This window comes from Chryseolinea sp. H1M3-3, from assembly GCF_029360725.1.
Lineage (GTDB): Bacteria > Bacteroidota > Bacteroidia > Cytophagales > Cyclobacteriaceae > Chryseolinea.
The window spans coordinates 532,341-547,749 of record NZ_JARKMY010000001.1 but is presented as its reverse complement, the minus strand read 5'-3'; the positions used below and the strand labels follow the sequence as shown (position 1 = coordinate 547,749).

General features: G+C 41.6%; 11 protein-coding genes. 8 read left to right on the top strand and 3 right to left on the bottom strand.

The genetic code is table 11. The features are described 5' to 3' along the window. Positions 1-97 precede the first annotated feature (97 nt). A complete protein-coding gene (locus P2W71_RS02190; protein ID WP_276366436.1) occupies positions 98-2,821 on the top strand; it encodes a glycoside hydrolase family 78 protein in 2,724 nt (907 codons plus the stop codon). 58 nt (positions 2,822-2,879) lie between these two features. Here the strand turns inward: P2W71_RS02190 and P2W71_RS02185 are convergent, their stop codons facing one another. Next, entirely contained in the window at positions 2,880-3,641 is a 762-nt protein-coding gene (locus P2W71_RS02185; protein ID WP_276366434.1) for a S1/P1 nuclease, read from the bottom strand. 128 nt (positions 3,642-3,769) lie between these two features. On the opposite strand from P2W71_RS02185, the gene P2W71_RS02180 reads away from it, so the two are divergent. From P2W71_RS02180 to P2W71_RS02160, 5 genes are all read left to right on the top strand, one after another. Continuing rightward, a complete protein-coding gene (locus P2W71_RS02180; protein WP_276366432.1) occupies positions 3,770-4,561 on the top strand; it encodes an RMD1 family protein in 792 nt (263 codons plus the stop codon). 34 nt (positions 4,562-4,595) lie between these two features. Beyond that, the gene (locus tag P2W71_RS02175; protein WP_276366429.1) at positions 4,596-5,339 is read left to right on the top strand and encodes a C39 family peptidase; all 744 of its coding nucleotides are present in this window, start codon (positions 4,596-4,598) and stop codon (positions 5,337-5,339) included. Next, positions 5,317-6,762 (top strand): RimK family protein, encoded by a 1,446-nt coding sequence (locus P2W71_RS02170; RefSeq protein ID WP_276366427.1) that lies wholly within the window; start codon positions 5,317-5,319, stop codon positions 6,760-6,762. Before P2W71_RS02175 ends, P2W71_RS02170 begins: the two co-directional genes overlap by 23 nt. Continuing rightward, positions 6,762-8,000, top strand: a complete 1,239-nt coding sequence (locus P2W71_RS02165) for a glutamate-cysteine ligase family protein (RefSeq protein WP_276366425.1) — start codon at positions 6,762-6,764, stop codon at positions 7,998-8,000. The genes P2W71_RS02170 and P2W71_RS02165 overlap by 1 nt, the downstream gene beginning before the upstream one ends. Before the next feature lie 95 nt (positions 8,001-8,095). Beyond that, positions 8,096-8,782 (top strand): N-formylglutamate amidohydrolase, encoded by a 687-nt coding sequence (locus P2W71_RS02160; protein ID WP_276366423.1) that lies wholly within the window; start codon positions 8,096-8,098, stop codon positions 8,780-8,782. Here P2W71_RS02160 and P2W71_RS02155 read toward each other — a convergent pair. Continuing rightward, a complete protein-coding gene (locus tag P2W71_RS02155; protein ID WP_276366421.1) occupies positions 8,779-9,396 on the bottom strand; it encodes a hypothetical protein in 618 nt (205 codons plus the stop codon). The genes P2W71_RS02160 and P2W71_RS02155 overlap by 4 nt on opposite strands. Position 9,397: 1 nt before the next feature. Next, a complete protein-coding gene (locus P2W71_RS02150) occupies positions 9,398-9,889 on the bottom strand; it encodes an RNA polymerase sigma factor (protein ID WP_276366418.1) in 492 nt (163 codons plus the stop codon). Between the two features lie 159 nt (positions 9,890-10,048). Here P2W71_RS02150 and P2W71_RS02145 point away from each other — a divergent pair, with 159 nt between their 5' ends. Both P2W71_RS02145 and P2W71_RS02140 read left to right on the top strand, forming a co-directional pair. Continuing rightward, positions 10,049-11,587 carry an alpha-L-arabinofuranosidase C-terminal domain-containing protein gene (locus tag P2W71_RS02145; RefSeq protein ID WP_276366417.1) on the top strand — a complete coding sequence of 513 codons (1,539 nt, stop codon included), beginning with the start codon at positions 10,049-10,051 and terminating at the stop codon, positions 11,585-11,587. Between the two features lie 222 nt (positions 11,588-11,809). Next, complete coding sequence (locus tag P2W71_RS02140; RefSeq protein ID WP_276366414.1) at positions 11,810-15,403, top strand: VCBS repeat-containing protein; 3,594 nt, start codon at positions 11,810-11,812, stop codon at positions 15,401-15,403. Positions 15,404-15,409 lie beyond the last annotated feature (6 nt).

The window sequence follows — 15,409 nt, the reverse complement described above, 5'->3', positions numbered from 1 at the left end:
CTTGGGTTGTGTTACGCTTACATTTGCTAGCACATGCATGTACAGGGTTGATTAGAGAGTTCTCTTTTGTAATTTGAATTTTCAAATGACTTTCAGTATGAAAATATCCACGCTTGTATTGAGTCTTCTGGTAATGTCAGTCATGAGTTTTGCCCAAAAACTTCAGGTTCAGGAATTGACGTGTGAATATCAGGATAACCCCATAGGAATTGATATCGAGACCCCACGATTCAGTTGGAAGCTCATTACAGGTCAAAGGGCTATAACACAAAAAAGTTATGAGCTCAGAGTAGGGCTGGATCAAGCAGCTTTAGCAAAAGGACAAAATATCCTATGGCATTCCGGAATAGTTTCTTCTGATCAATCCGTAAGTGTTCCTTATGCAGGGCCACCGTTAACTTCACGGCAACGATATTACTGGCAAGTAAAGATTGCCGATAATACCAATGTGGTTTCACGTTGGAGTGAGATAAAATATTGGGAGATGGGTTTGTTAAAATCTGATGATTGGACCGCCTCCTGGATTGAGCCTAATATTCCCGGCGACAGTGTCGGAAGACCCTCGCCAATGCTGCGCAGCAATTTTGATCTTAAAAAGAATGTCCGTTCGGCCAGGTTGTACATCACTGCCCATGGCTTGTACGAAGCGCATCTCAACGGACAGCGGGTGGGTGATCAATATCTATCACCCGGTTGGACTAGTTATAACAAGCGGCTTCAGTATCAGACTTATGATGTCACCCCGCTATTGAAACAAGGTGTCAATGCTGCAGGTGTGATGTTAGGGGATGGTTGGTATCGGGGGCATCTGGCATGGGAAAATAACACAAATATTTATGGCAAGAATCTCGCGGTCCTATTTCAATTAGAAATTATATATTCCGATGGTACAAAAGAGTCCGTTATTTCCAACGAGGGTTGGAAATGTTCGACAGGTGCTATCACGAAATCTGGGATTTATTATGGTGAAGCTTATGACGCCCGTCTGGAAATACCGGAGTGGGTACACGCGGGTTTTAATGATACCGAGTGGAAGCCTGTAAGAGTTTTGGCTGAAAGTAAGAAGAATCTTGTGGCTTCTTACGGGCCACCCGTGCGCAAGCAAGAAACCTTTAAGCCCGTTAAAATATCCAAGACCGCTAGCGGCGAAACTATTGTCGATTTTGGCCAAAATCTGGTGGGTTGGATAAACTTAAAAGTCACGGGCAGTGCGGGAACACAAGTCACCATTCATCATGCGGAAGTACTGGATAAGGATGGAAACTTTTATACAGAAAATCTGCGGGCGGCTGACCAGGAAATCCTGTACACGTTAAAAGGATCAGGCCAGGAGATTTATGAGCCAAGGTTTAGTTTCTTCGGATTCAGGTACGTACGTGTAAAAGGCTTTCCGGGAGAATTAAAACCTGAAAATATTATAGCCATAGCGTTGTATTCGGATATGAAAACAACGGGAAAGTTCTCCACATCCAATGCGCTCCTTAACCAACTCCAGCACAATATCCTATGGGGACAAAAAGGCAACTTCGTTGATGTGCCAACCGACTGTCCTCAACGCGATGAACGTTTAGGCTGGACTGGTGATGCTCAGGCATTTTCAAGAACCGCCGCATATAACATGGATGTTGCTGCTTTTTTCGGTAAATGGTTAAAGGACCTCAGCGCTGATCAGGTAGAGGATGGGCGAGTGCCATTTGTTATCCCAAATGTATTGGGAAAAAACGCGTCGGCCTCGGCGGGCTGGGCGGATGCCGCAACGATTATTCCCTGGAATATGTACATGGCTTATGGTGATAAAAGAATCCTTGAGCAACAATATGAAAGTATGAAAGCCTGGGTTGGCTACATTGAAAAAACTGCTATCAATGATTTGTGGAACACTGGGTTTCATTTTGGTGACTGGCTTTTTTACCGGCCGCTAGATGATAACGATGGGCGGGCAGCGGTAACCGACAAGTATCTGATCGCACAGTGCTTTTGGGCCCATTCGACCCAGCTAATGATCAACACTGCTTCTGTCCTCAATAAAAAAGATGATGTCAGTCACTACACCAATTCATTGAAGAAAATTAAAGACGCCTTTGCTCGCGAATACATGACTGCCAGTGGCCGATTGGTTTCCAGTACACAAACCGCCTATGTCTTAGCACTGCAGTTTGATATGTTACCCGAGAACCTGCGTGCTCAGTCCGCAGATCGGTTGGCGCAAAATATCAAGGACTATGGCAACCACCTGACTACTGGTTTTTTAGGTACTCCCTACTTATGCGAAGTACTGACAAGGTTTGGGCATAATGACTTGGCCTATACTTTATTGCTGCAAGAAACATATCCTTCATGGCTATACCCCGTTAAGATGGGAGCTACAACAATCTGGGAACGGTGGGATGGTATTAAGACGGACAGCACCTTTCAAACGCCAGGAATGAACTCCTTTAATCACTATGCTTATGGCGCTATTGGCGATTGGATGTATCGTACGATAACGGGGCTTAAAGAAGTCTCGCCAGGATATAAGGAATTAATGATTGCACCCAAGCCAGGCGGAAAGTTAACGCGGGCGTCCGCTGAGCTCACAACAGTTTATGGCCAGGTAAAATCGTCATGGACTATTGAGGACGATATATTTAAACTGGATGTGGTGATCCCTGTGAATACATCGGCGCAGGTGATTTTGCCAAACGCCGCATCCAGGAAAATTACAGAGCGATACATTGACATTAGCAAAGTAAAAGTGATCAAAGAAGTGAGTACGATCGGGCAGGATGTAAAGCTAAAGCTGGGATCGGGTACGTATCATTTTGAGTATCCTGTCAAGTAGATTCCTTCTGAAAATTTCACCGTCGTACAAAACTTTCAGAGCCGTTTGCTAAGGTATATTATCCGTAAATGTCATTCAATACACCAGCCAGTCGAATCCCAGCTTGTAAAAGGCGGTATCTAACGATGTGTAAATTTTCATAGGAATACCGGTATCCCAATTTTCCATTACCATATTTATACACTTGATCACGGTAGGATATGCTCTCGGTTGCCCAATCCAATACGGTACTGTTTTGCCAGGAAGTAATCCTAACCCCATCAGGTTTCTCTAAGGACTCTGCCAATTCGGTGTAGCTTAATCGTGTGTCATCGATCATATCGCTATCCCATACACGATGAAGATTACTCTCCGAACGAAACCAGCTTACTTTGATATCATTACCGCCACGATCATTGCCTAACCCCACGTGTAAGGGTTGATGAATATCACCAATTAAATGAATCAACATTTTTAAATTTTCAGCTTCTGCTTTAGTACTTAGTTTCTTGGATTTTAGTTCTGCTATCAGTCTTTGAATGGTCTGAATAATATCACCATTTGAATTTTTTTCGGTCTCTTGGTATGACTTACCTATTGGAATCGTAACCCAATGCCAGTCGCTGGTGTAGTTATAAGTAGAGTCTGAACGAATTTCATCCATCCATGTACTGGCCATGGCTAAAGATTGACCACTTAATATCCGCTCAATTTCCTTTCGAGTTTTCTTATGGATATGTTTCTCAGCAATCCATCCTGTTACACGATGTCCTGTCGGACCCCATGCGAATGACTGAATTGCGAAGAAAAGTAGGATATGTATGGTGATTATTTTTTTCATTGGTTTTTGATTAATAAAACAAACCTCTGTTAACCTTTAATAGTTAGCTCAGCCAATTTCTTCATTTTCCATTAATCTAAAATGACCTGGGCGTGAATTAAAATTCATATCTTTAATAAACGGGCTTTATGACACAAACGGTTAAACTATCCGCATTCCTGGTCGCCAATCAACTAGACATAAAAGGCATTAAAGCATTCCTAGATATCAAACCCGAAGCCGATTCATCCTCCGAATTATTTTATGTTTTTGGTAAAGATAAATATCAGTACTTTTTCAATTATGGTGTGATTGTTTTTGCTGGTTACTCGGAGGATGAAATGAAGTGGGCGGTCAAAGCCGTTCAGGCCTATCAACGAAATCCATTTTCCACATGGCTTCGTGATGACCACGAGATTCGTGTTATGGAGGGAAGTGACATGATCTTTAACTTTGACGAATTGATCTTAGATAAAATTGATAATAAAGTTTTAAGAATCGCGATGTTTATCCTGGGACAATCCGTAGCACTAGATCATTATCATGATGTGACGGAAAACTTGCTGACAGAATTAAAGAGTTTTGCTACACAATTGGAATTGACAGGCAAACTCAAAATCAGCCGCAAAAATATGATGCGATTTTTAGGAAGGGCATTAAACACTCAAAACGACATTGCAGAGAATATTTATATTTTCGATGCGCCCGACCAGGTATGGGATGATGAATTTCTTGACAAACTCTACCAGGGATTTATGAAACACTTTGATTTGCGGGTTCGGTTTAGCGAAATTGAATACACTTTAAAGATCATTAAAGACAATCTCTCCATCTTTCGTGAGATTATTAACCAACGTGAGAGCAGCTTGTTGGAGTTAATTATTATCGTTTTAATTTTGGTAGAAATTGTAGACCTATTTCTTACCAAACTTTTAACATAAGAATGATTGTACGGAAGGAGGGCACCTGCCTCGCATGAAGAAGGATCTCGCACTGGATTTTGATATTCAGGCACAGCCCGATGATGTAACCTGTGGGCCTACATGTTTGCAGGCGTTGTATAGTTATTATGGGGATGTTGTTCCGCTGAAAGAAGTAATTCAGGAAGTGAAACAATTAAAATTGGGGGGTACGCTGGCAGTAATGCTGGGTAATCATGCCTTGAAGCGAGGTTATAAAGCCAGAATCTATACGTATAACCTACACGTATTTGATCCAACATGGTTTAAGCATTCATCCAAGAAGATGATCCAGTTTCTTCGTGACCAAATGGAGTTTAAGCACAAACGTCGTAAGTTAAAGATCGCTTCACAGGCTTACATCAAATTTCTTCAGCTTGGAGGCGAGGTGCTTCACGAAGAATTGGACGAGTCTCTCATTAAAAAATATTTGAAACAATCGACTCCTATTGTTACAGGGTTAAGTGCCACTTACCTGTATGGCTCCGCGCGCGAAATCCCCCAATTTGATATTTATGATAGCATAAAGGGAGAACCTACGGGACACTTTGTAGTTATCACGGGGTTTGACGAAGAAAAGAAATGCGTTCATATTACTGATCCGAATGAACCGAATCCACTCGGCCAAGGCAAAGTATATAGTGTAAGTTTTGCACGCCTCATCAATAGTATCATGCTTGGCATCGTTACCCATGACGCGAATTTGTTAATTATAGAACCAAAAGAAAAAAAGGCAAATGCCAAAGCTAATCATAGTTGAGAATCCAGACCACTGGCAGTTCAACCTGGCTGATGTAGAAGTTATTACACCCGCTAAATACATCTCCGGTGAAGCATATCCGGAAACAAAGGGCATCAAAGTGATCAACCTGTGCAAGTCGTACCAATATCAAAGTATCGGATACTACGTTTCGCTGTTGGCAGAAGCGCGCAAGCACAAAGTTCTGCCCGGCATTTCTACCATTCAGGATCTCAGGTTCCCCTCTATCCTGAGGGAAGACTTCCAGGATTTTGATGACCTGATCCAAAATTCATTCAAGAACGTTACGCAGGACAAGGTTGAATTTGATATCTACTTTGGTATTACACAGGAAGAAAACCTTAACAAACTCGCCAAGCAGCTCTTCCAGTATATTCCAGCGCCATCTCTCAGTGTTACGTTTACTAAACGGAGTAAATGGGTGTTACAAAGCATAAAGCCGCTAAGCTTTGGCGAAGTACCCGAGGAAGAAATGACTTTACTTCGAACGGCGGTAGAAAAATACCTGCAGCGCAAGCGGGATGTCCGACCTGATAAAAAGAAATATGATCTGGCGATTCTCGTCGATCCCGATGACCCTAATCCTCCCTCTGACGAGAAAGCCCTGCAAAAATTTATCAAGGCTGGTGATCAGGCCGGGTTTTATGTTGAACTCATTACGAAAGAAGATTTTGATGAATTGATTCAGTATGATGCATTGTTCATCCGGGAAACAACCTTTGTGAACCATCACACCTTCCGGTTTGCAAAAAAGGCGCAGTCACTCGGAATGGTTGTTATTGATGATCCTGACTCTATTTTAAAATGCACGAATAAGATTTACTTAAATGAATTGTTGACTGCTAACAAAATTCTTACACCGGTATCTTACGTCATTAGCAAGGACAACTATAAAAATTTGCCAAAGAAGTTAGCCTATCCTTTCATCCTTAAACAACCTGACGGTGCTTTTAGTAAAGGCGTTTTTAAAATCAAAGATGCAGAGGAATTTAAACAAGCATGCGGAACCATGTTTCAGAAATCTGAGTTGCTCATTGCGCAAGAATTTCTGCCTACTGCCTTCGATTGGCGGGTCGGAATACTGGATGGAAAACCATTGTTTGTTTGTAAGTATTTTATGGCTTCGGAACATTGGCAAATTGTGAACTGGAGTTCTGATAAACAACAACAGGAGGGTGCCGTGGAATGCGTAGCCTTTTACCAGGCACCAGCTGAACTGATTTCCACTGCCCTGGAAGCGACAGCACTGATCGGGCAAGGATTGTATGGCGTAGACATGAAGGAAGTGGATGGAAAATTCTATGTGATAGAAATCAACGACAATCCCAATATAGATGCGGGCATTGAAGATAAGATCATGAAGGACAAATTATACTCCGTCATCATGGAAGTGTTTTTAAATAGAATAAAAGCTGACAAATAATGACACAGCCTCCCCGGATCCATTTATTTCAAGGCTATGGTGTTGAGCTTGAATACATGCTGGTCGATCGCGATACATTGCAGATCAAACCGATCACAGATGAATTGTTGAAACACGAACTTGGGGAATACGGTGGCGATTTTGAAAATGGGATTGTAACGTGGTCAAACGAATTGGTGCTTCATGTTGTGGAATTAAAATCTACTAAACCTGAGCATGATTTAGCAGCTTTGGAAATCAAGTTCGCGGAGAACGTTAAAAGAATAAACTCAATCTTATTAAAATGGAATGCCATGCTTCTGCCGACAGCAGCGCATCCATTTATGGAACCCGCGAGTGAAACAAAACTGTGGCCGCACGAAAACAATGAAGTGTATGCCATTTATAATAAGATTTTCGATTGCCGCGGACATGGTTGGTCTAATTTGCAGAGCACCCATCTGAATTTGCCATTCTACGACGATGAAGAGTTTGCAAAGTTGCATGCAGCCATCAGGTTAGTATTGCCTATACTGCCCGCTTTATGCGCCAGTTCTCCGATTTTAGATGGGAAAGTAACTGGTCTGCTGGATACACGATTGAAATATTACAAAACCAACCAGGCAAAAATTCCATCCATCACTGGCAAAGTAATTCCTGAAGCAGTTTTTTCAAAGCGCAATTATCTAAACACGATTTACGAAAAAATTAAGTCGGATATTGCCCCTTATGACCCGGGTGAAGAGTTGAATGCCATATGGGTTAATTCGCGCGGCGCCATTCCACGTTTTGATAGGGGGTCTATCGAAATCAGGGTCATGGATATCCAGGAATGCCCGGCGGCGGATATTGCAGTTCTCACCTTAGTTATTGAAACAATCAAAGCACTGACTGAAAATTTTTTTACCAGCCTTGAGGCACAAATGAAGTGGAAAACTGAAGCGCTGGCACAAATTTTTGATCAGACGATAGTCCAGGCGCAGCAAACAGTAATAGACAATTCCGATTACTTGAATATATTTAATTTCCCAGGGAAGAAAGCATTAGCCGGTGAGTTGTGGCAACACATTTTTACAACGCTGTTAAACAAGGGAAATCCCGCTATTGAAAGAACCCGGATATCATTAAAAGTGATTTTGCAGCAGGGAACGCTGGCATATAGGATTGTTCAGGCCATGGGCAAAGCGCAATCGAAGGAGAACATTGTCGAGGTGTATAAGCAATTATCGGTATGCCTATCCGAAAATAAAATGTTTTAAGGCATCCATGCTATTGTGTAAAAACTGGAAAACAGTTAACTCGGGTTCTGTCAAAAAACCAATTCAACTCCTAGCAGCTATTATCATTTAAAGCAATGAATCTCGTCATCACCTGTGAGCATGCAGGAAATCAAGTGCCCGCGTGTTATACACATCTCTTCACAAAAGCGGAAGAAGTATTGAATTCACATCGCGGATGGGACCCGGGCGCAGTGGAAATTGCCAAATTCCTGGCCACTGAATTCAGTGCGCCGCTTTTTACGTGTGAAACTACCAGGTTATTGATTGAGCCCAATCGATCGCTTGATAGCCATCAGCTTTACTCGGAATATTCTCAAAAGCTCTTCGAAACAGAACACGATGTTATTCTTGAACAATATTATTATCCGCATAGAAATAGTGTTGAAGAAATAATAGGTAAAGCCGCCAAACCGGCGTTGCATCTTTCAATTCACACGTTTACTCCCGAGCTGAATAACATTATCAGGGAAGTTGACATCGGCCTTCTATTTGACCCAGAACGAAAAGGAGAACTTAATTTTTGCGATAAGTTATCTGATAGTCTTGAGCAACATCTTCCCTTCCTTAACATCAGGTTCAATGAACCATATAAAGGAACGGATGACGGATTTACCACTTACCTTCGTACGAAGTTCGCCGATGAGGAGTATTTGGGAATTGAAATTGAAGTAAATCAAAAATACATTGGAACCGAAAAGTGGGAGATGATTTCCATTGCATTAAAACAAGCGCTGGTGGATGTATTGTATGGTGAAGGTTAAGCATTGCCGCCCAGTTCATGCAATAAATTTTTTAGTTTGTCTAAATGATTTCCATATAACTTTTTAAGATACCAATTCACCAACCAGGTACTGAGGAAAAAGAAAAGCGCAGCAGCCAGCAAGAGGTAAAAGATGATTCGAGGATCTGAAATAAATTCCATATACCGCTCAGGTCCTCGCTCCAACGCTGCGAATAGCAATCCTAACACGAAATAAACGGGATATAAAATAGCATAACTGTTCTTGTAGAATTTTAGATAGCCGGTGAGATTCTTAATCAATAACGAAATAGTGTCGTGCAGATTTTCATTACCAGCCTTGAATCGATTTAATAACAGCAATTTTTTAATGTAATAAATCGTATACGTCAGGCACATAAGCAGCAGCGCAATTGAGGCTTTCTTTAACGCGCCAGCTTCTAACGAAATTGCATAAATTAAAAGCGCGAGACTAACCATCATTGTAAAAGCAAAATCAAACCATACACTCCGTTTCAATTTGTCAATAATAGACATGCTTCTTCCCTTCAACATCAACGCAATCTCCCGCTCATTCTTCTGCTGAAATGACGGCTCACTATTTTTCCAAATGCTTTTTAAATCTTCCAATTCCATGTTATGGGCACATAAGTTTTTTTAGTTTTTCCCTAATTCTGTTCATCCGTACACGTACATTATTTTGTGTTATACCTATCGTATCTGCAATTTCTTCATAAGGTATCTCTTCTAAAGCCATCATAATCATTGCTCGCTCGATCTCCGAAAGCTGCCGGATTGCCCATTGCAACTTTTGAAAGTTCTCTTCATGATCATCATTATGGTAGTCTGAGATATTAAAATGCGGTTCACGTAAATCCTCAGTTTTTACTAAACGATGTTGTTTCCGAATTCCGGAGATCGCCGTATTTAATGCGATGCGATACATCCAGGTAGATATTTTTGATTCCCCTCTGAAGGTGGAGAATGATCGCCACAACTGGAGTACAATTTCCTGAAACAGATCGTTTCGAATGTCTGGATCATTCTCATACATGATGCAGACCTTATGGATTAACCCTTGATGTTCATTGATTAGGCTAATGAATCTTTGTTCTTCGGTTGCCTCCAAAAGCAAATTGTCTTTAAAGAATAAGTCGAAAGTAAAGAATTATAATTACAGTAAGCTTCGATTTATAAACGGGCATCAAATTAGAGAAAGTTAAAAGTGTAATTATTACATTTTTAAATAATAAACTTTAAATTGGCGTTTCAAACCCAATTCAATCGTATGAAAAAGCTTTTACAAGTTTTATTATTCTGTTTCTGTTTTTCAACCGTGTTTGGTCAAAACCAGCTGGTACTGAATGCCGATCTGGGCAAACATAAAATCGATAAACACATTTATGGGCACTTTGCGGAACATTTGGGAAGGTGCATTTATGGTGGCTTTTACGTGGGCGAGGACAATGATAAAATAAAACATACAAAAGGCGTCCGCAACGATGTTGTGGATGCATTGAAGAAACTCAAGATTCCAAATTTGCGGTGGCCAGGGGGTTGTTTCGCCGACACTTACCATTGGAAGGATGGTGTCGGTCCGAAAGAAAAACGTCCTACCATTGTCAATCGCTGGTGGGGAGGTGTAACGGAAGACAACAGCTTTGGCACCCATAATTTCCTGGACATGTGTGAGCTTATTGGAACTGAGCCTTATCTCTCGGGCAATGTGGGAAGCGGAACAGTCCAGGAGTTTATCGACTGGGTTCAATACACAACGTTCGATGGAAAGAGCCCGATGTCTGATTTACGGAAGGAAAACGGAAGAGCAAATCCCTGGAAAGTTAAATATTGGGGCATAGGTAATGAAGCGTGGGGATGCGGCGGCAATATGCGCGCTGAGTATTATGCTGATGTCTATCGACAGTACGCAACGTTTTTGTCTGCATGGCAGAACGACGAAAAGATATTTCGTATTGCCTCAGGCGCAAATTCAAGCGACTATAAATGGACAGAAGTTTTGATGCGCGACATACCTCACCAAATGCTCGAAGGTGTAGCCTTGCATCACTATTCGGTAATTGATTGGAACAAAAAAGGCCCTTCTACAACCTTTACAGAGGAACAATATTTTACAACCATGAAGCGTGCAATGCTCATGGACGAACTTGTAACCAAGCATTCAAACATCATGGATAAATATGATCCAGCAAAAAAGGTAGCATTGGTGGTTGATGAATGGGGCGGATGGTATGATGTGGAGCCTGGCACCAATCCCGGATTTTTATACCAGCAGAATACGATGCGTGACGCAATGATCGCAGGTGTTACCTTAAATATTTTTCACAATCATGCGGACCGCGTAAGAATGGCAAACCTGGCGCAGACCATCAACGTTCTTCAAGCGGTAATTCTTACCAATGAAGAGAAAATGATTGTGACACCTACCTATCACGTAATGGAAATGTTTAATGTTCATCAGGACGCGACCATGCTGCCGATAACAGTTAATTCAACTGATTATGTTTTCAACAACGAAAAACTACAAGCCATCTCTGCTTCGGCGTCACGTGATGCTAATGGTGCTGTGCATATTTCGTTGGTCAATATTGACGCCAAAAAGGAGCAGGAAGTGACGCTGGACCTTCGTGGAGCTAAATTTTCAAACGTCACGGCTAAGATTTTAACCTCTCCAAAAATTCAAGACCATAATACATTTGAAAACCCTGAAAAGATAAAACCGGCGGGCTTTAAAGGAATAACACTGAGTGGTAATTCCCTAAAAGGAAAATTGCCTCCTTTTTCAGTTGTCGTTCTCGAACTTAAATAAATTTCCATCAGCGAAAGCCGTAGCCTACTTCCCACGCATTATGAAAAACACAGGAGCTTTCCTGTGTTTTTTGTTTAATGGCAAATTTTTAATGAATTTTCGTTGTTGAATGTGAGCATAAGCTGTGGTTGAGGCGGCGATTCCCGGATCTCTCATTACAAGAAAACGACATGCCTCACCCCGCACGGATTAATTAGTACATAGAAACAACCAGATCATACAATGGGTGATAATCGTTTTTTGAGGATTGCGAAATACGCCACCTTCTTACCTGTTCTTATTTTGTTCGCAAGCTGCAAGAGCAAGCCCTCCGGTAATACGCTGTTCAAATTACTTTCGCCCGACGATACCGGCATTGAATTTTCGAATGTAATAACCGAAACGGACTCATTTAATATCCTTACGGATGAATATATCTACAACGGTGGGGGCGTCGCGATTGGTGATTTTAATAACGATGGTCTGCAAGATATTTTTTTCACCGGAAATGAAGTACCGAATAGACTTTATCTCAACAAGGGTAGCATGCGGTTCAAAGACGTAACTACTCAAGCTGCTGTAAATATGGAAGGAAGATGGAATTCTGGCGTCGTCGTTGTAGATATCAATGACGATGGATGGCAGGATCTATACGTCACTGCTACGATGAAAGAGGATTCATCTCTTAGGAATAATATGCTTTTCCTAAATAAAGGTCTAAATAACGATGGCATCCCGGTCTTTGAAGAAGCTGCTTCCCGGTACGGCATTGCCGACACCGGTTATAGTACCACCGCTGCTTTTTTTGACTATGATCTGGACGGTGACCTCGACCTATATGTTCTCACAAATCAGCAATTGGAAGATTCTCCTGCGGCTTATCACGAAAAAATTGTGGATGGAACCTCTCGTAACAATGACAGGCTGTATAGGAACAATGGCGATGAAACATTCACAAATGCTAGTAAAGAAGCAGGGATCATTTACGAAGGTTTCGGCTTAGGTTTAGCCATCAGTGACTTTAATGTCGATGGCTGGCCGGATATTTATGTATCCAATGATTTTATCTCCAATGATATACTCTACATCAATAATCAGGATGGCACTTTTGCTAATAAATCTACAGGCTTGATCAATCATCAGAGCCATTCGTCCATGGGCAATGATGCTGCCGACTATGATAACGACGGGTTGCCCGATATCATCACCCTCGACATGCTACCTGAAACCAACAGCAGAAAAAAAACAACAATAGGCAACAAGTCTTATCTGACTTATATCAACAACGAAAAATATAAATATGATTATCAATATGTAAGAAACATGCTGCACCGGAACAACGGCGTGGCTGGCGGTATTGCCTTTAGTGAAATTGGCCAGTTGGCAGGTGTTCACCAGACGGAATGGAGTTGGTCGCCGCTTTTTGCAGATTTTGATAATGATGGAAACCGGGATTTGATTATTACCAATGGTTTCCCAAAGGACATAACCGACAAAGATTTTTCTAACTACCGCGTCGACGTAGAACCGTATGTGAGTATGAAAAATCTTGTGGATTCAATTCCAGTGGTGAGGATACCGAATTATGCATTTAAGAACAATGGCGACTTAACCTTTAAAGACGTTTCTAAGGAATGGGGACTTCACCATCCATCATTTTCGAACGGCGCTGCATTTGCCGATCTTGACAATGATGGCGACCTGGATTATGTTATCAATAATATAAATGAAGAAGCATTTTTATTTGAAAATACATTGTTCAACAAAAACGTAAAACCTGGAGTCCACTACCTTCGTGTTAAATTCCAGGGGCCACCCAAAAACCGACAAGCCATCGGAGCAAAAATTTTACTTCACTACGACAGTGGCAAATTGTTGTACGCTGAACAAGAGGTAGCCCGCGGTTACTTATCTTCAGTAGAGGATATACTTCATTTCGGTTTAGGTACAAACAGTACGATCGATTCGCTACGTGTAATTTGGCCAGATGGAAAATCAGAAAAAATGTCAAATCTTAAAGCCGATCAGGTTTTAACTTTGAAGTATGATGCTTCCAAGGGGCAACCCTACAAAATAAAAGCTGATGACGCATCACCTGCTTTGTTCAAAGAAGTATCAAATGCCTTAGGCTTAATATTCAAGCACAAAGAACAGGATAAGATTGATTTTAATCTCCAACGGACTTTACCTCATAAGTTCACACAAGCTGGTCCGTCGATTTCAGTGGGCGATGTAAATAATGATAATCGCGATGATATTATACTCGGCGGTTCTTCGGGATATCCCCTAACTGTTTTTACACAGTCACCAGCAGGCAAATTTTCGAAATCGGAAATTGTAAAATCAGACAATAATATTCGGGAGGACGCGGGGATTTTATTATTCGACGCGGATGGGGATCTTGATCAGGATCTATATGTTGTAAGTGGAAGCATTGAACACGAGCCAGGATCGCCGTTTTACCAGGACCAGCTTTTTAAAAATAATGGCAAAGGGAAATTTGAGTTAGATGCCCAGGCATTACCTGAAATAAAAGCAAGTGGCTCGTGCGTTCGTGCTGCGGATTTTGACGGCGACAATGACCTTGACTTATTTGTGGGGGGAAGAGTAGTAACTGCAGGTTATCCCTTTCCTGCCGAAAGCTATCTGTTGCAAAATGATCAAGGAAAGTTCACAAATGTTACAAATAAAATATGTCCCGGACTGGAAAAGGCAGGTATGATAACGGATGCCCTATTCACAGATTTCAACAGCGATGGAAAATCGGATTTGGTGGTGGTAGGCGAGTTCATGCCAATAACCTTTTTCAGCAACAAGGATGGAGAATTTGTTAAAAATTCATCTTCGGGATTGGATAATCACGTGGGGTGGTGGAATAGTATTGTTGGTGGAGACTTTGATCGCGATGGCGATTATGATTATGTCGTTGGAAACCTTGGAACAAACAATGGCTACCAGGTTTCAAAAGAATTTCCCCTAAAAGTTTATGCGAAGGATTTTGATAAGAATGGAAGTGTAGATGCAGTTTTGGCATGTTACATTAAAGAATCGCTGAAAAACAGCGACGAGAAAAAACTTTATCCCATACATTTTTGGGATGAATTAAACAGCCAAAGTCCGAAGTTCAGACAGCAATTTTCAAAATATAAAACCTACAGTGAAACGACTATGGACAAATTATTGTCGCCAGAGGATTTGCAGGACGCCCTTATCCTTCAGGCCAATCATTTTGAGTCCAGTTATATTGAAAACCAGGGCAATGGAAAATTTAACCTTACGACATTGCCGGCCAATGTTCAATTTGCGCCCGCCAATGGTATGGTTGCCGACGACTTTAACAGCGATGGTAATCTTGACGTAATGATTGTTGGGAATGACTATGGCAACGAGGTTTTTGTAGGACGCTATGATGCATTGAAAGGCGTAATTTTGTTGGGAGATGGAACCGGTAGCTTCAGGGTTGTACCTCCTCTTAAAAGCGGTTTTACGGTGGCAGGCGATGCAAAAGCCTTGGTAAAATTATACGGTGCGGATGGTAAAGCAATTTTTCTAGTCACCCAGAACCTGGATAGCATGAAGGCATACAGTGTAAGCGCTTCATTACCTGCTAATCCTACTCCAAGGGTTTTGTCGATAGCCCAAATGGACAGTTGGGCAGAACTGATATATGCAGATGGAAAAAAAGAGAAGATTGAATTCTATTATGGTTCCGGCTATCTATCACAATCAACCAGAAAAATGGATATTCCTGCGGGTGTTAAAGAAATTACTATTTACGCTTATAACGGCGAATCAAGAAAGGTTCAGGGCTTGTCAAGCCAAACCGCCAGCAAATAACCGGAA